The organism is Aneurinibacillus danicus (assembly GCF_007991215.1).
GTDB lineage: Bacteria > Bacillota > Bacilli > Aneurinibacillales > Aneurinibacillaceae > Aneurinibacillus > Aneurinibacillus danicus.
In genome coordinates, this window is record NZ_BJXX01000056.1 from 39,858 (window position 1) to 64,031 (window position 24,174).

Genomic DNA, 24,174 nt, shown 5'->3' on the forward strand with positions numbered 1-24,174 from the left:
ACACGCGATGAAATGGTACGAAGTGTTCCGCGCCGGAAAGTATGAGCCGCAAGGCGAGTTCACCGAAGACGACATTCAGCAGATCGTGGACAACTACGACCCGAACAAATTCGAGGCGCCGATCGTCATCGGGCATCCGAAACAGGACGATCCGGCCTTCGGCTGGGTGTCCGCCCTGAAGCGCGAGGGCGACAAGTTGCTGGCGTCGTTCCACCAGGTGGTGCCCGAATTTTCGGAGGCGGTCAACGCCGGGCGCTACAAGAAAGTGTCCGTCCGCCTGCGCAAGACGGACAACGGCTGGACGCTGCGGCACGTTGGATTCCTCGGCGCAGCCGCCCCTGCCGTGGAAGGATTGAAGCCCATCGAGTTCTCCCAGGAGGACCGTGAAGGCATACAAATCGACCTGGATTTTTCAGGCGAAAACAAGGAGGCCAAGAAGATGCCGGACAACATGGACGACATCAAAAACCAAGTGCGGGCCGAGCTCGAAAAAGAGTTCGCCGCCGAGCGCGAGAAGCTCAAAAAGCAAATGGAGGCCGAGTTCGCCGCCGAGCGCGAACGGTCCCGCAAGCAATTGGAGCGCGAGCGCGACATCCACGCCCTGATCGACGAGCACAAGACGAAGCTCCCCCCGGCGCTGCGGACCGGCCTGGTCGAATTCATGCAGCAGCTGCCCGACGAGGAGACGGTCGAGTTCTCGGCGGATGGCAAAGCGGTGAAACAATCGCCGTATCAGTTCTTCAAGTCGTTTGTCAGCAATCTGCCCGACAAGGACGCGCTGTTCACCGAGTTCGCAAAGAACCGGGAGAACGGCAGCAAGACCGCCGACTTTGCGGTCGGCCCGAACGAGCTGGTCGATGAAGATCGGCTGGAGCTCGACAAGAAAGCCCGCGACTTCGCGGAGAAAAACAAAGTGAGCTACGAAGAAGCGGTCATCGCCGTTTCTCGGGCGTAAGGAGGGCAAGCGGCCATGAACACGCAGTACAATCCCGGTCACACGATCACCCGCATCGCGTCCGCGCCGGTCGGTGAATACCGCTTCGTCACGGCAGCCGGAGCGCAAGCCGGTGCCGGAGCCGCCGCGATCGGCGTCTCGCTGACCGCCGCAGCGGCTGCCGGTGCATCCCTGACGGTCGTCACCGGAGGCACAGCCCCGGTTATCGCCGGAGGTGCGATCAACGCCGGAGATCCCGTCACCAGCGACGCAGAAGGCCGCGCGGTTCCGGCAGCGACAGGCAATGTCATCAACGGCGTCGCCCTGGAAGCCGCCGCGCTGGGCGAGCCGGTCGAAGTGCTGATCGGCGCACCGGCGGCCAAGGCATAACCAACAAAAGGAGGCTAAATCAATGCCAGGACTGGAGAAAACGAGGATCGTGGACCCGATCCTCACGAACGTCGCCATCGGCTACAAAAACGCCGAATACATCGGCGAAAACCTGTTCCCGGTCGTGCCGGTGGACAAGGAGCAAGGCAAAATCCCGAAATGGGGCGCAGAGGCGTTCCGCATTTACAACACCCGCCGCGCGATTCGCAGCAAGACGAACCGCATCGAGATGGACGCGACGACGGTCCCCTACTCCCTGGAGGAGGAAGCGCTCGAAGCGCCGATCGATGACCGCGAGCTGGAGGAAGCAGCGGAAGTGCTGAAGCTCGAAATGAGCCGCACCAAGATGCTGACCGACAACATCCGGCTGAAGATGGAGAAAGACCAGGCGGACGCCGCGCAAAACCCGGCGAATTATTCCGCCGATCATGTCGAAGCCCTTTCGGGCACGGACGTGTTCACCGACCCGGCCAGCAAGCCGATCGACGTGATCGGTGACGCCCGCGCCACCGTCCGCAGCAAGATCGGCCTGTACCCGAACGTGCTGGAGATCGGCGCTTCGGTGTACGAAGTGCTGAAGAATCACCCGCAGATCATCGACAAGATCAAGTATTCGCAGAAAGGCATCGCGACGGCGGACATCCTGGCCGAAATCTTCGACGTGAAGAAGGTCGTCGTCGGCAAAGCGGTGTACGCGGATCGCGACGGCACGATGAAGGACGTATGGGGCAACAACCTCGTCCTGGCGTATGTGCCCGAGAACTCCGCTGACCTGTGGGTGCCGAGCTACGGCTACACGATGCGCAAGAAGGGCCGTCCGCAAACGTCGAAATACCGCGACGAGACGGTCAAGTCGAACATCATCCACGTTGCCGACGTGTACGGTGTGGAGCTCACCGCCAAGGACGCGGGCTTCCTCATCACCGGCGCGGTGTAAGGAGGGTTGACCCGATGAGTGAACAAAGCAAAGAAAAGCAAACGACGGCGGAATATACCGTCTTGCGCCGCCTGCGGCACAACGGCGATAAGCTCGCACCTGGAAAGACGGTTCAGCTGACCGAAGAGGAAGCCGACCGGCTGATCGCCCTCGGCATCGTCAAAGCGGCGGAAAAGCCGGTCGAAAAGACGAAATCCGGCGGCAAAAACCAAGGCGCGGGCGACCCGCCGAAAGAATAGCCTCCAGACGCTCTATTTTCCGTTCTGACGGCTTGGGGGTATAAAACTACTCACCAAGCCGGACAGGGGCGTTATCACGCGTTATAACGCGGTTTCCGAACGTGCTGGAAGGTTGAAGGGAGTGAGCGCTGCAATGTATTGCACAATCGACGATCTGCTCGGCCAGATCGACAAGTCCAAACTGATCGAACTGACGAACGACCGGGAAAACCCAGCGGTCGATGAAAACGGTCAGGAAATCATTCATGAGGGTAACGCGAACAGCGCGATCGACGCGGCGACGGCGGTTGTGAATACGTACATCGCGATGCGCTATCCCGTTCCCCTCTCCCCTGTGCCGAAGATCGTGAACAAGCTGACGGCGGACATCGCGATCTACAACCTGTTCACCCGCCACTACAACGATGAGGACAACGTGTTTACGCGCCGGTATCGGGACGCGATCAAGCTGCTGGAGAAGATCGCGGCGGATGAGGTCAAGCTCTCGGCGAACGAAAGCGCCATTCGCGCCTACGCCCGGCCCAAGGTGTACGGCGAGGATTTTCGGAGGATGTACGACTGATGGCCGCCGAAGGCGTCCGCGTCGAAGGCGACTGGTCCCGGCTATTTGAGACGCTCCGCGACCTCAACCTTTCCAAAAGCGAGCTGCGGATGCTGAACGCGCAAATCGCGCAGATTGTCGCCGAAGGCTCAAAGGAACGGTTCGAGACGGAGCGATCCCCGGAAGGCGAGCCCTGGGAACCGCTCTCCCCCGCCACGCTCATCGCCCGCGCTAGGCGCAGGACCAGACGAAAGGACGGTTCCAGCGGATACCGGACGAAACGCGGCAAGGTATCGAAGCGAGCTGAGCGGATCGTCGCAAACGGCAAGCCGCTGAAGGATACCGGACGGCTGATGCGCTCGATCGCCACGAAGGCGACCAGCGAAGGCGCGGCGATCGGCACGAACCTCGTGCAAGCGGCGATCCAGCAGCTCGGCGGCAAGGCCGGGCGCGGGAAAAAGGTCGAAATTCCGGCCCGTCCCTTCCTCGGTGTTTCCAGCAGCGAAGAAGCCGACATTATGGAACTCATCCAGGAGTTCATTCGGGAGCGTGTCCAATGATTCACACGGCAAAAAATCTCATCGAAACGATCTTGCGGACCGGCGGCATCAAGCAGACATTCCGGGACGAGGACGCCTTCGACCGGGTGCGGACTTCCCCTTCGGCGATCATCCTGACCGCCCGCGAGAAGCTGGAGCCCGATCATCGGAAGGCGGCTAAGTTCGAGAACGCCGGTCGCCGCTATCTCCGAACGAAGCGGTTTCGGCGGATCACGCCGATCGAGGTCACGATCTTCGACCGCGACGAGGAAAAAGTCGATGACTGGATTCGGCTGCTGCTTGCCGAGCTGCCGGACGGGATCGACGACGGCCAGGGCAACTATACGCCGCTTAGGCCGAAGGAAATCGAATGGATTCCCGACCAAAAGGACCGCGCGGCGGCCACGGTGTTCATTGAATTTGAATGGGGCATCTACACCGACCGCGAGCTCGGCAAGATCGAGCAGGTTCAGGTCAACAACATTACGGTGGAGGAGACAAGCCCATGAGTGAAAAAACGAAACCGGCCTCCGACCCGAAACCGGCAGCGGAGCAAAAGCCGATCGAAGCGTGGCGGGATGCCCTGGGCACCAGCAAGACGCTGTTCGTCGGACTCCTCGCCGCCAACGGCTGGGCAGAAGGCTACGAATGCACGCAAAAAGAGTATGAAAAGGCCGTCGAGAGCTTCTTGAAGAAGCCGGTGCGGCCCGCTAAGAAAGGACGGTGAACGGGATGCCGACAGGACTTCCTGACGCGAAAGTCGTCATCCAGGACGGCGGCCTCGGCGCATCGAGCGACGCGGCTGGCGGCGTCCATCTCAAAATCGGCGTTTGCACGAAAGGCACGCCGAACCAGATTTACCGGGTTTCCGACCCGAGCAAGATCACATCCACATTCGGCACCGGCGAGCTCGTCCGTGCGCTGATGGATTCCATGCAGCTCGGCGCTCGCGACATCATCGTCGTTCCGGCGGCGGCCAGCGTCGCGGGCACGATCGGCGATGTGGCGCATACCGGCACCGGCGGCAGAGTGCTGGAAGTAACCGGCACGCCGAACAACCGATACAACGTGATCGTGAAAATCACCAAGTCGGGCGGGGTCAACGAAGCACAATATCAGCTTTCGCTGGACGGCAGCACGTTCGGGCCGGTTCGGACGATTCCAACAAACGGCACGATCAACTTGCAAGAGGCCGGACTGACGCTGACCTTTACGTCGCCGACGCCGCCGACGACCGACAACTTCGTCGAGGGCGACGAGTACCGGTTCGAGACGACCGCGCCGCAAATGAGCAACGCCGATTTTCTGGCCGCGATGAACGTGGTCAAGAACAACTCGCTGGATTATGAGTTCATCCACGTTGTCGGCGAAAGCGACAGCTCTTTGTGGGCGATGTGCGCATCGGACGCGGAGACGCTGGAAGAAAGCCACAAGCCGATTCACTTCATCTGTGAAGCGAAGCGCCCGGCGGAGGCTGAAACGATCGACCAATGGGTGCAAGACCTGCTCACGGCCCGCCAGAGTTTCGTCAGCGACCGTGTGTCCGTTGTCGCCCCGCTCGTTCGGGTGGCGGCGCTGGACGGCAGCGTCCGCTGGACGAATCTCGCCGGAGTGTACGCCGGGATTCTCGCCCGCGCCCGCGTCAGCGAATCGCCGGGCAAGGTGATGAGCTTCCCGCTCTCGAACGTCACGGCGCTTATGGAAGGCATGGACAACAGCCACATCCAGGCACTTGACGAGGCCGGATACATCACCGCCCGCACGTTCGAGGGGCTGCCCGGCTTTTATATCACAAATGGCCGGATGATGGCACCTGCCGGTTCCGACTTCGAGTTCGTCGAAGTGCGCCGGACCGTGGACAAAGCCGCAAGGCTCGTCCGCCAGGCCAGCGTCCGGTTCGTGCAGAGCGAAGCGGACGAAGACGGCCTGGACAACCTGATCGCCAATCTCGCCGCGCCGCTCAACGGTCAAATGATGTCCGCGACAGCGCCGGAGATCAGCGATTTTACCCTTTCCATCCCGGAAGGGCAGGACATTTTCTCGACGCGCAGCCTGGAAGTCGATCTGGCCGTCGTGCCGATCCCGATCATGAAGTGGATCACGGTTCGGCTGAAGCTGCAAAACCCGAATCTAAGCTAAAGGAGGAAGCCGCATGATTAACGGCAAGGTGTACGATTGGGAATCGATTACCATCGGCCTGCCTTACGGCGTGGCGATCGCCGTCTCCGGCATCGATTACGACGACGAGCTGTCCGCCGAGCTGGCGTATGGCAAAGGCGCGGCTCCGATCGGTTACGGCAATGGCAACTACACGGCCAGCGCGAAGATCACCCTGCTGCGCGACGAGTTCAACAAGCTGCTGGATTACGCCCGCAGTCAAGGAAAGCCGCTGTACCGGCTGCCGCTCTTCCCGATCACCGTTTCATATGCCAACGACGGCGAGCGCACGCGGACGGACGAAATCCGGGGCTGTAAGTTCACGAAAACGTCTCACAAAGGGGCGCAGGGCGACACGAAGCTCGAAGTCGAGCTCGAAATCCTTGTGACCGGTCAAATCATCCGCGACGGCGTTCGCGCTATTTAGGAGGACTAGCCGATGAACCCGCAGATCGAAAACAACTTTAAGTATCACGGCCCGAAGCCGGGACAGCCGGAGAAGTACACGGCCATCCGCGAGAAGGCGAAAGAACTGGCCGTCCTGATCGACGAAACGACACCCAAGTCGCGGGAGCAATCGCTCGCACTCACGAAGCTCGAAGAGGCGGTCATGTGGGCGAACGCCTCTATCGCGCGAAATGAATAGGAGGAATCTTTTCCATGAGCAAAGCCAAAGCAGCGGTCAACACCGAAGAGCTGAAGCAGAAATACGGGCGCGTGTATGAAATCCGCATCGAAGGTCTGGAATACGAAAACGGTGACGAGGCCGAGTTCGTCTTCTACTTCACTCGCCCGAAGTCGAGCGACATTTCCCGGTTTACGAAGGAACTCAACTCGAAGCCGGACATGGCGATGAAAAATCTCACGTTCTCCTGCATCGTGCCCGAGCAGGAAGAAGAGCTGCGCCAGGCAGCCGACGAGTTTCCGGGGCTGCCGTTTAACACGGCCAGCCGCCTGATGGAGCTTGTCGGGGCAAGCGCGGCCACCAGCTTAAAAAAGTTATAGAAGCGGTGTCCGTCCGTTTCGAGGAGATCGATCAGAACTTCCTCGAAGCCGGGCACCTGCTGATCCGCAAATACTTCCCGGAAGCGCCTGACAATCTGGAGCTGGAAGACTTCTCCGAATACTACGCAAAGGCGTTATGGTATGAGGACCGGGAAATCAAGATTAACGCCGCCGCGATCGCTATGGCCTTCGGCGGCGGCAAGAACGGCAAGAAATGACGGCGCGAAAGGAGGCGTAACGGATGGGTAGTTTAAGCTCGCTATTCAAGCTGTCGGTCATCATGTCTATGGTCGATCGCGTCACACCGGAAGCCATGAAGGCCGGTCGGTCGATGACCGAATTGCAGGACAACATGGGCAGGCTAGAACGCTCTTCCGGCGCATTCCTGAAGCGTGCCGGAATGTGGGCTGGTGCGGCGGTGACGGCGATCACCGTTGCGATCGGGTCGATCGGCGGCGCTGCGGCCTCTATGGCGAATGAGGTTGAACAGGCGACCGGCAGGCTGCAAGCTCAAACGGGCATCACGCGCCAAGCTGCCGAAGAAATGATGAACACGGTCAAAGACATCTATGCCAGCGGTCGAGGGGATTCGATCGCCGGCATTAGCGAAGACTTAGCTGTTGTCCGACAGAACTTGTCCAACTTGAGCAAAGAAGCTGCTGGCGACTTCCTATCCGGCAGTTACGTCATCCGCGATGCATTTAATGCGGAAATCACCGAGACATCCAAAGTCGTCCGCACGTTGACGGCAAACTTCAAGGATTTAAGCGCATCCGATGCGCTCGACCTGATCACGGTCGGCTTCCAGCGAGGCGGTAACTACGCCGACGATCTGCTGGATACAGTCAACGAGTATGCGGTCCACTTCGCCGGACTCGGGATGAGTGCCGAGCAGATGTTCGCGACGCTGATCGCGGGCAGTAAAGAGGGCGCGTTCAACCTGGATAAGGTCGGTGACAGTGTTAAAGAAGCATTCATTCGCATGCAAGACTTGTCCCAGACGAGCCTGGACGCCTTCAAAGCCCTTGGGATGAATGGACAGGAAATGGCAGCCAAAATCGCTGCTGGTGGCGAGAGTGCGAATCAAGCATTTCAGGCAACACTGCTCGCGCTGGGAAATATGGACGATGCGCTGAAGCGCAACCAGATCGGCGTCGCCCTTTTTGGTACACAGTGGGAGGACATGGAGGATCGGGTTATTCTCGCGATGCGGGAAGGCCAGAAAGGTCTGGGCGACTTCCGGGGAGCGACCGAACGCGCAGGTGAAGCTTTATATGACAATGTAAGCAACAAGTTCAGCCGATTGTGGCGAAGCATCACGGTCGAGCTAGCAAACGCCGGAGGGCCGCTGGCTGGAATTTTGTCTGAAATTTTGGATCGGGCGCTGGCTATGGTGCCGCAGGTGTCCGCGGCTATTCAGATGGCCTCGAAAGTGGTCGCAAGCGTCCTCTCTTCGATTATGAGCGCAGGTAAGTCGATCGGCGATTTTTTGAAACCGATCGCCCCATTCATCGGTGGCACCATCTCCGCCTTCGCCATTTTCGCGGTCGTGATGGGTACAGCAAAAGCGGCGGTGCTCGGGTTCAACATCGTAATGCAGACCATGCGCGTGCTCATGCTGACGAACCCAATTGGCTGGGTGTTGATCTTGATCGGTCTTCTGATCGGCGCGTTCGTCAAGCTAAACGGCGGTATCGAGGGAACGAAAAAGGTTCTGCTCGGTTGGTTCGACGCCTTGAAATCCTGGTGGCAATCCGACGGGACGCAAGCCTGGGTTAGCCGAGCGGTGGCCGCCTTGCGACAGTTCGCCGATCAGGCGATGCAGGCATTCGGATGGATCAGGCAGCAAGCGCTCACGTACTGGCCAGTGATCCGGGACGCGATTGTCGAAGCCTTCGCCTACGTCCAGACGAACGTGCTACCCGTTGTTATGAACATTTTTCGGGACGTTAGCGGCATGATGGCGCGGATATGGGAAGTTGCAAGGCCGATCCTGACGCAGCTGCTCGCAACCGGCGTCAAGGCGTTCCGCGACATCTGGGCGGCGGTGCAGCCGCTGGCCGTCACGCTCGGTCGGCTGTTTCAGAAGGTGTTTCCGGTCGTGCTTGCGGCTGTGGCCGCAATTTACCGGGCGGTGACGACCTTTTTGCCGCCGGTGCTCGCTTTCGTCGGCGAAATCTTCCTGGCGATTTATCAGGCGGTCGTGCCAATCATCACAAACGTGGTGACAAGCGTCGTCCAGGCGTTCAACGCGGTGCTGACGTGGGCGATGGCGATCTGGCCGTATGTGCAGCAGATTATCGCGAGGGTGTTCCAGTACATTCAGTTCGTCTGGGCCTGGGTTGGACCGTTCGTCATGGCGGCGCTCGAAATCCTGAAGTCCATCATCATCAACGGATTCAACTTCATCGCTGCGACGGTTCAGTTCATCTGGAATACGATCAAGAGCATCATTCAGATCGCCTGGGCGGTCATCTCCGGCATCATCAAAACGGCGCTGGCGATCTTCACCGGCGACTGGCAAGGAGCCTGGGAAGGTGTGAAGGGCATTCTCGAAGGCGTCTGGGAAGGCATCAAGACTTTCATCGGTGGCTTCGGATCGTGGCTCTTTGAAAGCGGCAAAGCGATTATCAACACGCTGGTGGACGGCATCAAGTCGGTGGCGACGGCACCGGTCGAAGCGGTGAAAAACATCTTCGGCAAGGTCCGCGAGCTGCTGCCGTTCTCCGATGCGAAAACAGGCCCCCTCTCCGATCTGACGTATTCGGGCTCGAAAATACCGGGCACGATCGCGGAAGGAGTGGACAAGGGCGCGGGTCAGCTGCGTGCCGCAGCGTATCGGATGATGGACGGATTGGAGCTCGAACGCACCTATCCCGTCCGCTTCATGGCGGAAACCGTACCGATCGACATACAGGAGCCGGATGTCACGGCGAACTTTACGCAAACGCTAAAAGCTCAATTTGCCGACCTGCCGAGCTTGATCATCTCGGGCTTCCGCCGGGGGGCTGAATGGCTGCAAGCGGCAGCTGGATCGCTCGTATTCGGTATCCAACCAGTTCCGGTTCCCGCGTTTCCAGGCGGAGGCGGTGCGCCCGGAGGTTTTCCACCGCCGCCGTTTCCGGGCTTTCCCGACCCGGATGATGCGCCGTTTCCGGCGGCTCCATCGCCGGGGATGCGTCCGAGCCGGGTGGACGTGAAGGAAGTGTTCCGCGAAAGCACGACCGTTCGTGAGACAATTCGTGAGAAAAACGGACAAAGAGGGCCGACGATCGAACTGCACTATCACGGCGGCAGCGAACGCGAACGCCGCAGTTTCTTCGACGATCTGAAGCGATTTATCGAACAGTACAGGGAGTGAGCGTATGGATATTCGATTGGAAGATGAACAAATCAAAGTCGGCGACACGCTCCTCCCTGGCGTTTATGATGGCATGGAAATCACGGGCGACATTCGTACCGACGAAGAGGAACTCGAAGGCGGCAAAAAGGTTGTTAATTACAGCTACAACCCGGCCACGATCCGGCTCAACCTGAAGCTGCTGAACGACGGCGACGGGACGGCGGAAGCAAAGCTCGCCACGATTCAAAAGGTGTTCCGTGCTTCTCCGTCCCAGAAAAAGCCGCAGACGTACAAGTTTGTGTCCAGTCACGCCAAGGCGCGAGGCATCGGTCAGGTCATGCTGATCCGCCTCCGCAGTCAGGATACGAGCATGAACGACATTATCTCGGTCAGCCTGGAGTTCCAGGCGACCGAATCGACGACCGTCTCGGTCCAGAAGGTGGCCGCGAACACCGGAGACGGCCAGCAGTACATCGTCAAAAAAGGCGACACGCTGTCGGCTCTTGCCCGGAAGTTCGGCACGACGGTCGATGCGATCGCGAAGGCGAACAACATCGCCAACGTCAACCTGATCTATATCGGCCAGCGGCTCACGATCCCGGCGGCCAGCAGCAGCCCGACAAGGCATGCAACTTCGACCGCAGCGGTGGATGACGCCGACGCGCCGAAAGTGAGGTGACGGCATGTTCCAACAAATTCGTATCGGGAACGTGATCGTCTCAAGCGGCCTGAAGGAGCTTGATGTGTGGCGGTCACGCAAAGACCCGGCGGGGTATGCCTCCTTCCTCTTCAAGGACGAAGTGGAGATCGACACGCCGCAAGGGGCCATCGTCGAAATCGACCTCGGATATGACGAATCGAACGCCGCGAGGGTGTTCACCGGCAACGTCAGCCGCCCGGATCAGGAAAGGATCATCGCCAAGGACAGCATGACGAAGCTCTTGCAAACGAAGGTCACGCAATCGTTTTTGCAAGCGACGCCGCAGGACATGATCCGATTCGGGCTGAAACTGGCCGGAATCGAGACGTATTCGATCGCTTCGCAGGCGTTCAGCCCGAAGGATCAGGTCGTCGCGAACTTGAACGTGCACGACATGATCAGGCAGCGCATCAACCCGTACTGGAACATCGACTTCGCGCCCTACTTCGACGCGAGAGACATTTTTGTGTGGCAGCCGCTCGCAAGACCCAAAGAGATGTTTTTGTTCCAATACGGAGAGAACATCCTTGAAATGCTGGCCGACGGCGAGATCGGGATGTTCCGAACGGTGTTCGTTCCGGGCTTGGATCACTCGCAGTACATCACGATCTCGCATCCTCGGGCCAACGGGATCGCGCTGGTGGAGACGGTGCATCACTTCATCCAGGACGACAAGCTGCGCTCTGAAATCTATTACAAGTTGGAAAGCGAGTGATCATCCATGCCTGACGAATTGGACACGTTCAAAGAAGCGGTCAAAATCATCATCGAAAAAGAGTTTCCCGAACTTTTAAGCCCGGCACGGCACATGATGCGGGCGGTCGTGATTGGTGTCAAGCCGACCGCTTGCGATCTTCAGGTGCTGGCGGCAGACGGCTCCCCTCACCCGTCCTTTCCGCCGCTGCCGAACGTGCCGGTGCCGATCGGGACGACTGTCCAGGTCGGAGGCAAGGTTCGCGTCGGTTTTTACTATGCCGACCCTGCCCTGCCCTATATCGACGAGGTATTGAACGATGCTTGACGAATGGGCGGACATCTACCTGGACGATGAGGGGAATTTCAAGGCATCAGCTGACGGCGACGTGCAGCTGGTGACGGGAAAGGCGGCGTATTTGCAGGATGTGAAGCACGAGCTGGAGACGGTCCTCGGATCGTATCCGTTCGACGAGACATACGGCACCCGCTTGATCATGTACCTGCAACGGGAAAACACCGAACTGTCCAGGCAAGAGCTCATCCAGGACGTGGAGGAAATCGTGCAACGGCACTCCTTCGTCGTTCCGGGCAGCGTGGACGTTCGGGCAAATTCGTGGACGCTGCGGGAAATCGAATTTAGCGTATCGTTCAGCGTTCAGACGCCGGACGGAATCGAATCGGCGGAGCTGACGGTGCAGATCACCGTGGACGGTGTTCGCGTGGTAAGGAGTGAATGAACGTGGATGAAGACTTGATTCAAGCCAAAACCGAAGACGAGCTCTTGGAGGAAGCGAAACAGCAGCTTCGCGATCAGCAATTCCCAGCGCGTTTGTTGCGCAAGGGCGGCGTGTTCTACACGCTGCTGGCGCTGTTCTTCCGGGCGCTCGCTGCCCTGTACGGCTTGTTGCCGGTCATCGTCCAGCAAATGTTCGTGCACTCGGCAACCGGAAAATGGCTCGATGTCGCGGCGCGGGAATATGGCGTCTTCCGGAAGCAGGCCACCAAGACGACCGGCAAAATCACGTTCACGCGCACCGATACGAGCCAGCGCATCACCATCCCGGCAGGGTCAATCTTTTCGACTGATCCTGATCTCGAAGGAAACGAGCGGCGGTACTACCTGACAGAGAACGTCGTGATGGCCGTCGGCGTCGCGGAGGCGGAAGGGCCGATCGAGGCCGAAAACGCCGGGGCCGCATACAACGCCGCCAGCGGCACGATCCGCAATCTGCTGACGTTCATCCCTTATGTGAGCGTCGAGAACCGGGACGACTGGCTCGAACGCGAAGGGACGGACGAAGAAACGGACGAAGACTTGCGGGCGCGAACGCTGAACCGCTGGGAACAACTGTCCACAGGCGGTATCCGCGATTATTACCGCTCGCTGGTGGAATCGATCAACGGTGTCGTGGCCGTGCACATCGAGGACGACCATCCGAGGGGTGAAGGCACGGCGGACATCATCATCTCCAGCGTCGCCGGTGTGCCGTCGGATTCGATCGTCCAGGAAGCGCAGCAGCTGATCGACGAAAAGGGGTCGATCATCGGCGATATTCGCGCATTTGCCGCTGAACCGGTTGAGATCGATGTCCATGTCGTGCTGTATTACGACCCAGAATACACCACGCCCGAGGCGGTCGAGGCAGAAGCAACTCTCCGCATCCAAGAGACGTTCCGCTATGGGGCAAGCAACCTGAACGATGGCATTCTGCGCGTCGATCCGCGCTATCCGTTCGACAGCTCGATGCTCTATTCCAATCTGCGCAATGCGTCGAATGTCGTCCGGGTGGACGTTCTTCAGCCGGTCGGATCGGTGACGATCACTCGGAGGCAGGTGGCTGTGCTGGGAACGGTACAGATTGACGTTCAGGAGGCGGATCGGATATGAGCAAATTCGCCGACGATCTGTTTGCCTGGGCGCACGGAATATTCAAGAAGCTGCCGCGAAAAGCGGATATGGACATCACGAAGCTCACCGGCGTCATCGGCGGCATGCTCGACGACGCCAAGCGGGCGGCCTTCCACGTGCGGGAACTGAAGTTCATCATGACCTCGCAAGGCCGGGCACTCGATCTGCATGGCATCGATCGCAAAATGCCGAGGCTGGCCGGAGAAAGCGATGAGAGTTATCGCAAGCGCCTGCTGGCCGCTTACGATCTGTACCGCGAAGGCGGAACGCAGCCTGGCATGAAGCGCGTCCTGGAATCGCTCGGATACCCGGCAGCCGAAATTTATCCGCTGTACCGCGAGAAGTACAAGTTCCATTTTCACGACGGACAGCTGCTCATGGACGGCACTCAAACGATGACAGCAAAGGAAGACGGCGCGAACGTCGATTACTTGTCCAAGTGGTCGCAGTTCATCGTTTATTTGAACGCCAGCGACGAGGCGCTCTTGCAGCGCGATCGGGACCGGCTGCTCCATATGATCAACAAGGCGAAGCCGATCGAATCGAAGCTCTATGCGTTCGTGTTCTCTTTCGCCGCCTTGGCGGATTACACCCTGCGCAGTTCGGGGGAAAGTTTCGTCTTCTCCCCTGCATACCTGCTCAACCGGCCCCAAGGGTATCGGATGAACGACCGTCGGGTGATGGACGGCTCGATCGATATGCGGAACGCCTTCGCCAAGAGCTGGGACAGTATATCGACTTCCGCCGAGAACAACCGCCAGGTGTTTGTCCTGCACGATCGGAAGCACCGCATGAACGGCCAGCTTACGATGTCGGCGCAGCCGCACATCCTTCATTCAGCTTCGGCTGCGGTCGGTTCGAGCGCGGACAGCGAAATCAACCTGGTGCACCAGCAGCAAGTCTCCGCTTTCCGATCGAACATAAATGAACCGTATCACGCACCACGCATGAACGGCGGGCTGGATATGGACGGCACCAAGGCGGATATGCGGGCGGACGGCCTCGCGCACAAGGTACGCAGCGCGTTTGCAAGCGCGACGAGCGGCGGCGCAGCCGGGCGCATGGGCGACGGCATCCTGTTCATGAACGGCCAGCATCTGCGCTTTATGGACGGCCAGAACAAGATGTCCAACGATCAGCTGATGAACGGCGCTCTGCTCATGAACGGCGCATCTCGTATGCGTCCGATCGCGACGCATCTCGCCTATACCGAAACGATGGACGGTCGTCGCCTGATGGGCGGCAGCTGGCGCATGGACGGGTCGGCAAAGATGCGGCTCTCGGTCGTAAGGCACGGCAAAGTCTCGCTAATTGTGAGACGAAACGATTATGTCATCGAAAGGAGGGCCATCTGAATGAGCTATCAGGTCACAACGCTGCAAGCGAGGAAGGACATGGCAAAAGCCCGGATCGGGCAGATCGCGCTGCCGAGGATCACACATATCGCTTTCGGCACCGGCGGCCACGCTCCGGGGGATGTTCTGACACCGGTAAAGCCTTCGGAAACGGCGACCGCCCTGGAACAAGAGGTCGCGCGGTATCCGATCGCTTCGGCCACGCTGATCAACGACACAACGGTTCAATACAAAGTCGTGATCCCGAAAGGGACGCTGAACGGCGTGGTGCTGACCGAGCAGGCGCTTATTGATCAAAACGGCAAGGTCGTCGCGATCAAGACGTTCGGAGCCAAGAAGAAAGAGCCCGAGGATGAATTTACCTTCACTTGGGACGAAGACTTTTAAGGAGGGAATACCCGATGCCACTCAATGGTCAAAACACGTTCAGCCCTACCGTGACCGAGTACGACGCGCAGACGCCTGTCGTCTATACGGTTTACAACGAAGTGCACCAGGTGCTGCTGAACAACACGGTTTTTCTCAAAACGCTGGCCGATGCGATCAACGCGGAAGTGCAGGCAGCCCGCGAGGGCAAGGCTTCGCTGTTGGCAAATCTTCAATCGATTCGCCTGGCGCTCCAGTCCGGCTCGGCAAACTTCGGAGGCACAACCGGCACGACGATCACCCACAACCTCGGCACGACGAACTTCCGCGTCTCGATTACGCCGACGGCCAACCCGGATGGCTATCTCGGGGAAGTGTGGGTCGTCAAGTCGGCCAACACGATGACGATCTTCAACTCCGGCGACTTCCGGGGCGCGTTCGATTATCAAATTTACAGCAATTAAGGAGGAATCGGCCAATGTTACAGATGGTCAATGAAGGGCGACCGGCCACGATCACCGAAGAGGACGACAAGCTGGTTGTCGAGCCATTCACATTCGGCGATGGTGTACAATGCCAGGGCGGAGCGTTCAGTCTCAATGAATGGGAAGGCCGCTGCTTCCGTCTCTATCTCAACGCGGACGGCAGCTTGAGCACGGACGACACGCAAGGACATTTCTGGCAGCTAGCCGAGGCGCAGGTGCCGATGCGCGAAATCGTCATGGTGGAGACGGACGACCGGGACGAAAACGATATGCCGATCGTCGTCAGTCAAAAGCAGCCGCTGAACGTGGCGGAAGATGTCGTCGTCAGCGTTTGGGCATTTCCAGAATGAATTGAGGAGGAATCAGAATGGGCGGTTTAAGTTTAGCTCAATTGAGAGATCAGATTCTCGCAGGCACGCGGGAAAGGCATTTTATTCATGGAGACGTGACCGGCACCCCTACTAAACAAGTTGTGTCAACGATGGTATATATTCCGAAGTTCAAGACTGCGGGTTTGCCGCAACCGGAACTTAATGGATTGGAATTGGGAGGCTTTTGGGTGGATAAATACCAATGCAGTCACCCGAACGCCACATCGACAACAAGGGGGACCAGCACTCCAAATTCGCCGGGGACAGCGATTGCTGTTTCGCAAGCTGGCGTCGTTCCTTGGACGGACATCGACTGGAACAATGCGAAAATCGCTTGCGAAAATCGATTCGTGGACGGCGGTCAATGTCATTTGATGACGCCCAAAGAATGGGCCGCGATCGCTTATCTGTCCTGGCTGCTGAACCCGGACCTGAAGGGCAATACGAACTATGGCCGCGATCACCGCGATGCGAACTCTTGGGAAAACTTCGGCATCAAAGACCCGCTCGCTCCGACTCCGCCAACTGGTCAAATCATGACGCGGGTGCTTACCGGCACCGGTCCTTCGACGTGGAGCCACAACGGCCAGGCAAACGGCGTTTTCGATATTGTCGGTAATGTCTGGGAATGGGTGGACTTGCTGATCGAAGACGGCGTATATGCACATGCGAAGACCGCGAAAATCAACGATGCCGATGGCATCACCGCCGCCGACAGCACAATCGCGCTGAAGAACATCGAATACCCGGCATGGCCCGCTTCCGGGGTTGTCACGATCGGCACCGAGGACATCAAATATACATCGTTCCTGGACAACGGCGACGGCACCGGTGCTTTGATCGGCTGCACGCGCGGATACAACGGAACGACGGCAGCGTCAGCAGCCAATAATGCCGTAGTGACGCTCAAACTCCGTTACTGTATCGCGCCTCCGGGTGGAGCTGCGGCCAAGTTGACCGCAAACATCACCGCATCCCAGACGACGATCCCTTACTCCTACCCGGACAATTACCGGGGGCCGGAATTGCCGAATGCGGGCACGATCCAGATCGACAACGAACAGATCACCTACACCGGCAAAACAGCAACGGAATTGACGGGCTGCACGCGCGGAGCGAACGGCACGACAGCAGCTGCGGCAAATGCCGGGAAAGGCTTCGCGACTGTTGACTTGAACTTCAACTATAACGTCACGGCGACCGGTGACTATGGACAGTATGGGTATGCGAAGCTGAATGCTCTGTCGATTGATCCTGAATTGAAGTATCTCGCCCTCCCTGCTTCGGTTAGCTCGGGCGGAAACAGCGGATACAAGAACATGCACGGCTACTGGTGGCGGGCTTACAAACAGCGGGCAGCTCTACGCGGTGGCTATTGGGGCGGTGGCTCGGTTGCCGGGGCTTTCGCGCTCGCCCTCAACGATCTGCCGTCGTACGCGAGCTCGTACATCGGCTTCCGCGCCTGCAAGTCAATCTGAAATCTGATTTTCTGAAAATCTGTTATCTGAAGTATGGGCGCAAAAAGAAGCTAGAGGAGAAAACGCAGCGTGACACACGAATTGGTCATCTACCAGAAGATGTACGACCTGATCTTGTATGCGTACCCGATCGTGAACCGCTTCCCGAAGCAGCAGCGGTTCACGCTGGGGCAACAGATTCAAAACACGATGCTGGACATTCAGAAAAGCATCATCCAGGCCAACCGTCAGAAGAACAAAGCGCCGATCCTCTATCAGATCGACACGGATTTAGAGAAGCTGAAATTCCTGATCCGTCTGGCGAAAGACTTAGGGTTCATTGACATCAAGAAATACGAGCACCTGGGCAAGCAGATCGCGGAAGTCGGACGCTTGCTCGGCGGCTGGTTAAGAAAGTTCAGCAGATGAAAACCTTGGGGCCAGAATCTAGGCAGCTCTACGCGGTGGCGATTGGGGCTTTGGCTCGAATGCCGGGGCTTTCGCGCTCAACCTCAACGATCTGCCGTCGGGCACGGACTCGGGCATCGGCTTCCGCGCCTGCAAGTCATCAATGCGCCCGATCCTGCGGTGGGAACCGTCTCAGGCTGTGCGCTTGACTTGGGATTCTGGTCCCGTCCTGGCGCGAAGTCAGGCAAATATATGAACCGTCCGACCGGGGCAAGTAGGAGCGAACGTCCAGGAAGGACAAGGGAGGAGACGAGATGCCGCGACGATTCGGCGGGTTGTACCCGCAGATATACGACTTTGAGAACTTGCACAACGCCTACCTGAAAGCTCGAAAGAACAAGCGTTTCCGGCACGAGGTTTTGCAGTTCAGCAGCAATCTGGAGGAGAACTTGATTATCCTTCAGAATGAGCTGATCTGGAAGACGTACCGCACGAGCCCATATCGGGAGTTTGTCGTGTATGAGCCGAAAATGCGGAACATCAAAGCCTTGCCGTTCCGGGATCGCGTTGTGCAGCATGCTGTGAACAATATTATCGAGCCGATTTTCGAGCCGACGTTCATCTATGACAGCTACGCCTGCCGAGTGGGAAAAGGCATTCATGCCGGTTCCGATCGGCTGGTGTCCTGGCTTCGGGAAACGGATCGGAAATGGAACGGGCGCGTGTATGTGCTGAAGGCCGATATATCGAAGTATTTCCCGTCGATTGATCACGGCATCTTGATCCGCCTCTTATGGCGAAAATTGAAGTGCAGGGATACGATGCAGCTGCTTCAGCACATCGTCCGGGGTGATGAGGAGAACGGCGTCGGTATTCCGGTCGGCAACCTTACCAGCCAACTTTTCGCGAACGTCTATTTAAGCCAGCTCGATCACTATGTGAAAGAGACGCTCCGTGTTCGCTATTACATCCGATATATGGATGACTTCGTGATTCTTCATCACGACAAGCAGGAACTGCACCGGATTCATTATGACATCGAGCAATTCCTAAACAGGCGTTTGCGCCTGCGCCTGAACCCAAAGACGGCGGTTTTCCCGGCATCGCAAGGCGTCAACTTTCTGGGGTATCGAACCTGGAAGACGCACCGGTTGGTACGAAAGAGTAGCATTATTCGCATGAAACGGAAAATGAGGAAGTTTCAACGAGGCTATGCCGAGGGAACGATCAGCCTGGAAGAAATCGATCGAACGGTGCAGAGCTGGATCGGACACGTCAAGCATGCGAACTCGTACAACCTGCGCAAGCAATTATTCGCCGCGCATCCGCTCGTAAAGAGCGAACAACATGCAAAGATACAGGGAACTGGGCAAATCGAAGAGCGAGGAGTGAACGGAAAATGACAACGAAACTGAAGGTCGCTATCGACGCAGGCCACGGGCCGGAAACTCCGGGGAAACGCTGTCCTGATGATTCGATGAGGGAGTTTCATTTCAACAGCGTTGTCGCCCGATATGTTCGCGATGGGTTGAGTGAGTACGTCGGAGTGGAAACAATATTCACCCATGCGGATGACGGCAGCCGCGACGTGCCGCTTAAAGAGCGCACCGACCGGGCTAATACGTGGAAAGCCGACGTGCTTGTGTCCATCCACGCAAACGCCTACGGAAGTGACTGGAACGACGCGCAAGGCATCGAGACATACGTCTACACAACACGGCCAGCAGAAGCTGTCAAACTGGCGGATGCAGTCCAGCAAAACCTTCTGATGGAGACGGGAAGAAAGAATCGTGGAGTCAAAGCGGACAACCTGCATATGGTTCGCGAATCCAACATGACCGCGATCCTTGTGGAGTGCGGCTTCATGACCAATCGCCAAGAGGCGGAACTCTTGAAGAGTGACGCATATCGGCGCAAGTGCGCAAAGGCGATCGTGGCCGGAATCGCTGAAGTTTATGGCCTCACGCTGAAGCAGCAAGCGCCCGCTTCAGAGCCGACATATAGCGGAAAATTTAAGGATGTGCCTGATGGGCATTATGCAAAGGGAGCGACTGAACGCCTGGCCGAAAAAGGCATCATGAACGGAATTGGAAACGACCTTTTCGGATTCGGTAAGCCGATCACTCGCGAGGATGCGGCTGTTATCGTGGACCGCGCGATCGCGTATCTGGAACAAAAAATCTCACAATAATGAGGAGGGAATCATCCATGAATATCGACATCGGAATTTATGACACGACCCTGATCCCGGCCATGATCTTCATCTTGTGGATCGTCGGCCAGGCTGGGGTGCAGAAGCGTTTCCTGCCGCTTGTAGCGCTCGTCCTCGGCATCGTGCTCGGTTTGATCTTCATCGGAACGACACCTGAAGGAGCGGTCGCAGGCGTGCTCCTGGCCGCGACAGCGATCGGGTTTCATAGTGGATCGAAGAACGTCCTCCAAGCCCTTCAGAAGCCGCCAGCAGGGACTGAAGACCTTATCGGCGAGCAGATACAAATACCCGGCCTCGACGGTTGGTATGAAGTCACAAGCGTCGAGGCAGACGGCACCCTGAAGGTAAAGCAAGTGACCGCCGACCAGTAACGGAACGCGAACAAAAAACAGGTCGATGGAGTGGTACGCTACCCGCTCCGCCGACCTGTTTCTGTAACAACTCCCTAAACCACTTTTCGCAAATAACGTGAGATTTTTTCGCAAATTCGGTGCGACGCTACATAAATATTGAAGTTTCTTTCTCGTTTATTGTAGCATCCAATGATAACCACGCAAAGGAGGATTACAAAAAGGTACCGCGCCGCAGTATGGTTGACGGGAATCGATAGTTAAATAAAACGGAAATTTGACTACCTGCGTCCGGTAAAACTGCCTATGTAAACAAGCACTGGATGATGATTGCCCCCAGGCATTTTTTCTATGGCTCAGTTCATATTGAGTTCACAAAGCTAATTTACAGTGTCCATAGAATAAGTAAGCCAACACCAAAATTATGATTGTGAGGAGTGGTTGAAATGGGTAAATGGATCATATTTGATAAATGGGTTATAGCGTCCATTCTTTATGTGGCAGTACTGATAGGTGGTTTTACCGTCTATGACGAATTTATCGCTGACAATAAACAGTCTGTATCTGCCAAAAAGCATGAGGGTGTTGAAAATCATGCTGAAAAAAATGGAAGCAACCATGAACATGGAAGCGATTCGGAGCATGAGGGTAACAGCGAAGTACATACGTTTGTTCAATCAGATAAAAATGAAATAAAGATTTTTTTAAAGGATAAGGCGGGAAATCCAGTTAACGAACTAGAAGTAAATCATGAGAAGCTTCTTCATCTAATTATTGTGGATGAACATTTGCAAAAGTATTATCATGTGCACCCCGAACAGACAGGCAAAGGCGAATTTAGAATTGGAAACAATCTTCCTGAAGGATTTTACAAAGCATTTATTGATATTAAGCCGAAAAATTTAGTGTATCATGTAGTACCGGTTCCGTTTATAGTAGGCAATCCAAGCGGCTCAACTCACACTCACAGCCAGGAGCTTAAGCCAGACAACAATTTTAGTCAGAATGTAGATGGAGAAACCGTAAAATTAAATATGAGCTCTGTTAAGGCAAAGAAGCCAGTAACGTTAACATTCGATCTTAATAAAACAAATTTAACTCCTTATTTGGGAGCGATGGGGCATGTAGTTATTCTTGATGAAAACGCTCAGAAATTTCTTCATGTTCATCCAGCCAATGATGAGGAACCGGTTTTTGAAACACGTTTCGAACAACCGGGAATCTATAAAATATGGGCTGAGTTTAAACAAAATGGAAAAGTCAGAGTCTTTCCATTTATAGTAGAAATAAAAGGAGAGGATTAAATTTGCCAAAGATATTAGTAGTGGATGATGAAGCTCACATCCGTGAGTTGGTTCGTCTGTACCTGGAAGACGAAGGCTTTGACATCGTCGAAAAATCGAATGGAGCGGATGCGTTAGAATACGCCACGAATCATACAGTTGACCTGGTGATTCTAGACATTATGATGCCACAAATGGATGGCTGGGTTTTATGCACGGAGCTACGAGAACTTGGTGATATCCCTATTTTAATGATGACTGCGAAGGGGGAGGCAACGGACCGAATAAAAGGATTTAAGCTGGGGACGGATGATTACTTGGTGAAGCCGTTCGACCCGGTGGAACTCGTTCTTCGGGTGAAGGCTTTGCTTAAGCGATATCGTATTTCTACTTCCAGCGTGGTTAAGCTTGGAGACATATCATTAGATCGTAAGAGTTATCAGGTTGTATACAAGAACGGTAAAACGATGACACTTCCCATGAAAGAATTCGAATTGCTATACAAACTGGGCAGCTATACCGGGCAGTTGTTTACACGGGACCATCTCATTGAACAAATATGGGGCATGGATTATGAAGGCGACGAGCGAACGGTGGATGTTCACATCAAGCGGCTCAGGGAACGGTTTGCCGAATTCGAGTCCGATTTTCGCATTGTGACCATCCGCGGTCTCGGTTATCGGTTGGAGGTGTATCGAGATTAAGTCGCTGTATACCCGTGTTGTAGTAGTATTCGTCGGTATTGTGATGTTGAGTCTGTTCACGGCATTTATTGTTAGTTCCTTGCTGTATGAAGGACGAATTCAAAGTTTGATAGAAGAAATTCTCATCACGAACGGTAAAAAGATGATACAAACTTATCAATCAACATCTTCTGCTGATTTAATACCGTTTATGCAAAACGTCTCCGGCATCTCCGGTACCCTCCTCCAGCTTTACAATAAAGACAGCAAGCCCCTCCTTGAGGAAAAAAAGGGACTCCTGCATGTTGATCGTAGTAATATTGAGCGCGTGCTTGCCGGTAATATTGTTCGCAATATCGATATGGGAGAACACCATGTTTCCCACAATGCTCACATCTCTCATTTTCCTATCGTCGGCGTTCCTTTTCAGGTAGAGGGGAAGCCCTATGCTTTATTTCTAACGGTGGAGAAGAATCCTGTCGAGGACGAAATCATGAATTCTGTTCATGTTATGTACATCATTATTTTGTTTTTCGGTAGCTTGCTCATTCTCATTGCTGCGCGTTATATTGTAAACCCTATCCTTCGTTTGACGGAAGCAACCAAGAGGATGGCGAAGGGAACATTCGATTTCGAGCTTCATACCAAACGCAAGGACGAAATTGGTCTCTTAACCGTTAGTTTTAACGAAATGGCGAAAGAGCTATCTAAGCTGGAGCGAATGCGGCAAGATTTCGTTTCGAACGTCTCACATGAAATTCAATCGCCTTTAACATCCATTTCAGGGTTTACCAAGGCGTTAAAGCAGAAGAAAATGAGTGAGGAAAGCCGCCTCCGTTATTTGACGATCATCGAAGAGGAGAGCGAGAGGCTATCCCGGTTAAGTCAAAATTTGCTTCAGCTGTCCTATTTGCAACAGGAGCATCATCCGTTGAAGGTAAATACGTATCGACTGGACGAACAGCTGCGAAGGGTTGTCATTTCGTTAGAGCCTCAATGGAGAGAGAAAGAAATTCAAATCGATGTTCAGCTTGAGGCCATTACCATTCAAGCGGATGAAGACCAACTCAATCAGGTATGGATCAATTTACTGAGTAATAGCATCAAATTCACTCCAGCGCACGGTAAGATTCTTATCGAAGCTGTGATGAAAGAGAATCAGACCATCGTCTCCATAACGGATAATGGTATCGGGATTCCGGAAGAAGAACGTGCTGATATTTTTAAGCCGTTCCATAAAGTTGACAAAGCTCGCAATTCTTCCGTCAAGGGAAACGGGCTCGGTCTATCGATCGTTAAAAAAATCATTGATATTCATAATGGCGATATTCAAGTATCCGGAAGCCCAGGAGAAGGTTCAACTTTTAAAGTAATACTGCCACGGTGATTCCACTATTGCAAACGTTTCCGCTTGAAACATACGGAAATATGCTTTTGACCGGTTTACTGGCATTACTGGTAGCTTTCTATATTGACAGACGATTCATTATGAAGAAGAAAACTTTCAAATTAAACTATGATCAAGCGACAGGAAACGATAGCTCAATACGGGCTGTTCATTTCAGATAATCAAACAACCGATCCTGGTTAATACGGATCGGTTGTTTGGATGAAAATATATAGAACAAACGCTCTTGTCTTTTCCTTTTAAAGCGCTATGGTATCTACTTTTGTCTTTATTCCAATACTATTTCCAGGATGGGGGAGCTAATAAAACGGTCACTCCCCGGTTATTGCGGGAAAGTGCGGAAGAACTTCTTCACCTAATTCTTCCATCACTTCTTCAGCAGGACGCTGGCCATATTTTAAGTTAA

The 24,174-nt window shown here is 55.5% G+C and carries 30 protein-coding genes and 1 pseudogene; all 31 read left to right on the forward strand.

What is annotated here, in order from left to right; all coding sequences use genetic code 11:
• Positions 1-7 precede the first annotated feature (7 nt).
• The 31 genes and pseudogenes from ADA01nite_RS06570 to ADA01nite_RS06720 all read left to right on the forward strand — a co-directional run bounded on the left by ADA01nite_RS06570 (position 8) and on the right by ADA01nite_RS06720 (position 23,747).
• Entirely contained in the window at positions 8-955 is a 948-nt protein-coding gene (locus ADA01nite_RS06570; RefSeq protein WP_146809158.1) for an ATP synthase subunit B family protein, read from the forward strand.
• Between the two features lie 15 nt (positions 956-970).
• A complete protein-coding gene (locus tag ADA01nite_RS06575; RefSeq protein ID WP_146809159.1) occupies positions 971-1,324 on the forward strand; it encodes a capsid cement protein in 354 nt (117 codons plus the stop codon).
• Positions 1,325-1,346: 22 nt separating this feature from the next.
• Entirely contained in the window at positions 1,347-2,261 is a 915-nt protein-coding gene (locus ADA01nite_RS06580) for a major capsid protein (RefSeq protein ID WP_111154028.1), read from the forward strand.
• A 14-nt stretch (positions 2,262-2,275) separates the two neighbouring features.
• On the forward strand, positions 2,276-2,500 hold the full coding sequence (locus ADA01nite_RS06585; RefSeq protein ID WP_146809160.1) for a DUF7210 family protein: 225 nt from the start codon (positions 2,276-2,278) through the stop codon (positions 2,498-2,500).
• A 121-nt stretch (positions 2,501-2,621) separates the two neighbouring features.
• Complete coding sequence (locus tag ADA01nite_RS06590; protein ID WP_246147249.1) at positions 2,622-3,062, forward strand: DUF1320 domain-containing protein; 441 nt, start codon at positions 2,622-2,624, stop codon at positions 3,060-3,062.
• Positions 3,062-3,601 carry a phage virion morphogenesis protein gene (locus ADA01nite_RS06595; protein WP_111154031.1) on the forward strand — a complete coding sequence of 180 codons (540 nt, stop codon included), beginning with the start codon at positions 3,062-3,064 and terminating at the stop codon, positions 3,599-3,601. Before ADA01nite_RS06590 ends, ADA01nite_RS06595 begins: the two co-directional genes overlap by 1 nt.
• Complete coding sequence (locus ADA01nite_RS06600; RefSeq protein WP_111154032.1) at positions 3,598-4,089, forward strand: hypothetical protein; 492 nt, start codon at positions 3,598-3,600, stop codon at positions 4,087-4,089. Before ADA01nite_RS06595 ends, ADA01nite_RS06600 begins: the two co-directional genes overlap by 4 nt.
• Positions 4,086-4,307 carry a hypothetical protein gene (locus tag ADA01nite_RS06605; protein ID WP_111154033.1) on the forward strand — a complete coding sequence of 74 codons (222 nt, stop codon included), beginning with the start codon at positions 4,086-4,088 and terminating at the stop codon, positions 4,305-4,307. Before ADA01nite_RS06600 ends, ADA01nite_RS06605 begins: the two co-directional genes overlap by 4 nt.
• Before the next feature lie 5 nt (positions 4,308-4,312).
• On the forward strand, positions 4,313-5,719 hold the full coding sequence (locus tag ADA01nite_RS06610) for a DUF2586 domain-containing protein (protein ID WP_146809161.1): 1,407 nt from the start codon (positions 4,313-4,315) through the stop codon (positions 5,717-5,719).
• 13 nt (positions 5,720-5,732) lie between these two features.
• The gene (locus tag ADA01nite_RS06615; RefSeq protein WP_146809162.1) at positions 5,733-6,164 is read left to right on the forward strand and encodes a hypothetical protein; all 432 of its coding nucleotides are present in this window, start codon (positions 5,733-5,735) and stop codon (positions 6,162-6,164) included.
• A 12-nt stretch (positions 6,165-6,176) separates the two neighbouring features.
• Complete coding sequence (locus ADA01nite_RS06620) at positions 6,177-6,383, forward strand: Acb2/Tad1 domain-containing protein (RefSeq protein WP_146809163.1); 207 nt, start codon at positions 6,177-6,179, stop codon at positions 6,381-6,383.
• A 14-nt stretch (positions 6,384-6,397) separates the two neighbouring features.
• Positions 6,398-6,742 (forward strand): DUF6848 family protein, encoded by a 345-nt coding sequence (locus ADA01nite_RS06625; RefSeq protein ID WP_111154037.1) that lies wholly within the window; start codon positions 6,398-6,400, stop codon positions 6,740-6,742.
• 5 nt (positions 6,743-6,747) lie between these two features.
• Positions 6,748-6,960 (forward strand): hypothetical protein, encoded by a 213-nt coding sequence (locus ADA01nite_RS06630; RefSeq protein ID WP_146809164.1) that lies wholly within the window; start codon positions 6,748-6,750, stop codon positions 6,958-6,960.
• Between the two features lie 23 nt (positions 6,961-6,983).
• Complete coding sequence (locus tag ADA01nite_RS06635; protein WP_146809165.1) at positions 6,984-10,103, forward strand: phage tail tape measure protein; 3,120 nt, start codon at positions 6,984-6,986, stop codon at positions 10,101-10,103.
• Between the two features lie 445 nt (positions 10,104-10,548).
• Positions 10,549-10,764, forward strand: a pseudogene (locus ADA01nite_RS23020) (LysM peptidoglycan-binding domain-containing protein); the annotation flags it as partial.
• Positions 10,765-10,768: 4 nt separating this feature from the next.
• Positions 10,769-11,500: a hypothetical protein gene (locus tag ADA01nite_RS06645; protein ID WP_111154040.1), complete on the forward strand. Its 732-nt coding sequence runs from the start codon at positions 10,769-10,771 to the stop codon at positions 11,498-11,500.
• Positions 11,501-11,506: 6 nt separating this feature from the next.
• Positions 11,507-11,806 (forward strand): hypothetical protein, encoded by a 300-nt coding sequence (locus ADA01nite_RS06650; protein ID WP_111154041.1) that lies wholly within the window; start codon positions 11,507-11,509, stop codon positions 11,804-11,806.
• Positions 11,799-12,218: a contractile injection system sheath initiator gene (locus tag ADA01nite_RS06655; protein ID WP_111154042.1), complete on the forward strand. Its 420-nt coding sequence runs from the start codon at positions 11,799-11,801 to the stop codon at positions 12,216-12,218. Before ADA01nite_RS06650 ends, ADA01nite_RS06655 begins: the two co-directional genes overlap by 8 nt.
• A gap of 2 nt (positions 12,219-12,220) precedes the next feature.
• Complete coding sequence (locus ADA01nite_RS06660; protein WP_170230172.1) at positions 12,221-13,369, forward strand: baseplate J/gp47 family protein; 1,149 nt, start codon at positions 12,221-12,223, stop codon at positions 13,367-13,369.
• The gene (locus tag ADA01nite_RS06665) at positions 13,366-14,745 is read left to right on the forward strand and encodes a phage tail protein (protein WP_146809166.1); all 1,380 of its coding nucleotides are present in this window, start codon (positions 13,366-13,368) and stop codon (positions 14,743-14,745) included. The genes ADA01nite_RS06660 and ADA01nite_RS06665 overlap by 4 nt, the downstream gene beginning before the upstream one ends.
• Positions 14,746-15,132 (forward strand): phage tail-collar fiber domain-containing protein, encoded by a 387-nt coding sequence (locus tag ADA01nite_RS06670; RefSeq protein WP_111154045.1) that lies wholly within the window; start codon positions 14,746-14,748, stop codon positions 15,130-15,132.
• A gap of 14 nt (positions 15,133-15,146) precedes the next feature.
• Positions 15,147-15,575 (forward strand): hypothetical protein, encoded by a 429-nt coding sequence (locus ADA01nite_RS06675; protein ID WP_111154046.1) that lies wholly within the window; start codon positions 15,147-15,149, stop codon positions 15,573-15,575.
• A 14-nt stretch (positions 15,576-15,589) separates the two neighbouring features.
• Positions 15,590-15,946 (forward strand): hypothetical protein, encoded by a 357-nt coding sequence (locus tag ADA01nite_RS06680; RefSeq protein WP_146809167.1) that lies wholly within the window; start codon positions 15,590-15,592, stop codon positions 15,944-15,946.
• A 17-nt stretch (positions 15,947-15,963) separates the two neighbouring features.
• On the forward strand, positions 15,964-17,445 hold the full coding sequence (locus tag ADA01nite_RS06685) for a hypothetical protein (RefSeq protein ID WP_146809168.1): 1,482 nt from the start codon (positions 15,964-15,966) through the stop codon (positions 17,443-17,445).
• 69 nt (positions 17,446-17,514) lie between these two features.
• A complete protein-coding gene (avd, locus tag ADA01nite_RS06690; protein ID WP_111154049.1) occupies positions 17,515-17,853 on the forward strand; it encodes a diversity-generating retroelement protein Avd in 339 nt (112 codons plus the stop codon).
• Positions 17,854-18,146: 293 nt separating this feature from the next.
• Positions 18,147-19,235 (forward strand): reverse transcriptase domain-containing protein, encoded by a 1,089-nt coding sequence (locus tag ADA01nite_RS06695; protein ID WP_146809169.1) that lies wholly within the window; start codon positions 18,147-18,149, stop codon positions 19,233-19,235.
• Positions 19,232-20,023 carry an N-acetylmuramoyl-L-alanine amidase gene (locus ADA01nite_RS06700; RefSeq protein ID WP_170230173.1) on the forward strand — a complete coding sequence of 264 codons (792 nt, stop codon included), beginning with the start codon at positions 19,232-19,234 and terminating at the stop codon, positions 20,021-20,023. The genes ADA01nite_RS06695 and ADA01nite_RS06700 overlap by 4 nt, the downstream gene beginning before the upstream one ends.
• 17 nt (positions 20,024-20,040) lie before the next feature.
• Positions 20,041-20,415 carry a hypothetical protein gene (locus ADA01nite_RS06705; protein WP_111154051.1) on the forward strand — a complete coding sequence of 125 codons (375 nt, stop codon included), beginning with the start codon at positions 20,041-20,043 and terminating at the stop codon, positions 20,413-20,415.
• A 425-nt stretch (positions 20,416-20,840) separates the two neighbouring features.
• Positions 20,841-21,698, forward strand: a complete 858-nt coding sequence (locus tag ADA01nite_RS06710; protein WP_146809170.1) for a DUF8832 domain-containing protein — start codon at positions 20,841-20,843, stop codon at positions 21,696-21,698.
• Between the two features lie 2 nt (positions 21,699-21,700).
• Positions 21,701-22,381 carry a response regulator transcription factor gene (locus ADA01nite_RS06715; protein WP_146809171.1) on the forward strand — a complete coding sequence of 227 codons (681 nt, stop codon included), beginning with the start codon at positions 21,701-21,703 and terminating at the stop codon, positions 22,379-22,381.
• Positions 22,382-22,385: 4 nt separating this feature from the next.
• The gene (locus tag ADA01nite_RS06720) at positions 22,386-23,747 is read left to right on the forward strand and encodes a sensor histidine kinase (protein WP_503826251.1); all 1,362 of its coding nucleotides are present in this window, start codon (positions 22,386-22,388) and stop codon (positions 23,745-23,747) included.
• The last annotated feature ends 427 nt before the right edge of the window (positions 23,748-24,174 follow it).

Bases quoted from the DNA above. Each gene is read 5' to 3' on its own strand.
- ADA01nite_RS06675 (WP_111154046.1), top strand. From the start codon at position 15,147: ATGCCACTCAATGGTCAAAACACGTTCAGCCCTACCGTGACCGAGTAC.
- ADA01nite_RS06575 (WP_146809159.1), top strand. From the start codon at position 971: ATGAACACGCAGTACAATCCCGGTCACACGATCACCCGCATCGCGTCC.
- ADA01nite_RS06655 (WP_111154042.1), top strand. From the start codon at position 11,799: ATGCTTGACGAATGGGCGGACATCTACCTGGACGATGAGGGGAATTTC.
- ADA01nite_RS06625 (WP_111154037.1), top strand. From the start codon at position 6,398: ATGAGCAAAGCCAAAGCAGCGGTCAACACCGAAGAGCTGAAGCAGAAA.
- ADA01nite_RS06680 (WP_146809167.1), top strand. From the start codon at position 15,590: ATGTTACAGATGGTCAATGAAGGGCGACCGGCCACGATCACCGAAGAG.
- ADA01nite_RS06610 (WP_146809161.1), top strand. From the start codon at position 4,313: ATGCCGACAGGACTTCCTGACGCGAAAGTCGTCATCCAGGACGGCGGC.
- ADA01nite_RS06580 (WP_111154028.1), top strand. From the start codon at position 1,347: ATGCCAGGACTGGAGAAAACGAGGATCGTGGACCCGATCCTCACGAAC.
- ADA01nite_RS06620 (WP_146809163.1), top strand. From the start codon at position 6,177: ATGAACCCGCAGATCGAAAACAACTTTAAGTATCACGGCCCGAAGCCG.
- ADA01nite_RS06600 (WP_111154032.1), top strand. From the start codon at position 3,598: ATGATTCACACGGCAAAAAATCTCATCGAAACGATCTTGCGGACCGGC.
- ADA01nite_RS06665 (WP_146809166.1), top strand. From the start codon at position 13,366: ATGAGCAAATTCGCCGACGATCTGTTTGCCTGGGCGCACGGAATATTC.
- ADA01nite_RS06595 (WP_111154031.1), top strand. From the start codon at position 3,062: ATGGCCGCCGAAGGCGTCCGCGTCGAAGGCGACTGGTCCCGGCTATTT.
- ADA01nite_RS06710 (WP_146809170.1), top strand. From the start codon at position 20,841: ATGGGTAAATGGATCATATTTGATAAATGGGTTATAGCGTCCATTCTT.
- ADA01nite_RS06695 (WP_146809169.1), top strand. From the start codon at position 18,147: ATGCCGCGACGATTCGGCGGGTTGTACCCGCAGATATACGACTTTGAG.
- ADA01nite_RS06705 (WP_111154051.1), top strand. From the start codon at position 20,041: ATGAATATCGACATCGGAATTTATGACACGACCCTGATCCCGGCCATG.
- ADA01nite_RS06650 (WP_111154041.1), top strand. From the start codon at position 11,507: ATGCCTGACGAATTGGACACGTTCAAAGAAGCGGTCAAAATCATCATC.
- ADA01nite_RS06615 (WP_146809162.1), top strand. From the start codon at position 5,733: ATGATTAACGGCAAGGTGTACGATTGGGAATCGATTACCATCGGCCTG.
- ADA01nite_RS06670 (WP_111154045.1), top strand. From the start codon at position 14,746: ATGAGCTATCAGGTCACAACGCTGCAAGCGAGGAAGGACATGGCAAAA.
- ADA01nite_RS06570 (WP_146809158.1), top strand. From the start codon at position 8: ATGAAATGGTACGAAGTGTTCCGCGCCGGAAAGTATGAGCCGCAAGGC.
- ADA01nite_RS06585 (WP_146809160.1), top strand. From the start codon at position 2,276: ATGAGTGAACAAAGCAAAGAAAAGCAAACGACGGCGGAATATACCGTC.
- ADA01nite_RS06605 (WP_111154033.1), top strand. From the start codon at position 4,086: ATGAGTGAAAAAACGAAACCGGCCTCCGACCCGAAACCGGCAGCGGAG.
- ADA01nite_RS06645 (WP_111154040.1), top strand. From the start codon at position 10,769: ATGTTCCAACAAATTCGTATCGGGAACGTGATCGTCTCAAGCGGCCTG.
- ADA01nite_RS06700 (WP_170230173.1), top strand. From the start codon at position 19,232: ATGACAACGAAACTGAAGGTCGCTATCGACGCAGGCCACGGGCCGGAA.
- ADA01nite_RS06685 (WP_146809168.1), top strand. From the start codon at position 15,964: ATGGGCGGTTTAAGTTTAGCTCAATTGAGAGATCAGATTCTCGCAGGC.
- ADA01nite_RS06635 (WP_146809165.1), top strand. From the start codon at position 6,984: ATGGGTAGTTTAAGCTCGCTATTCAAGCTGTCGGTCATCATGTCTATG.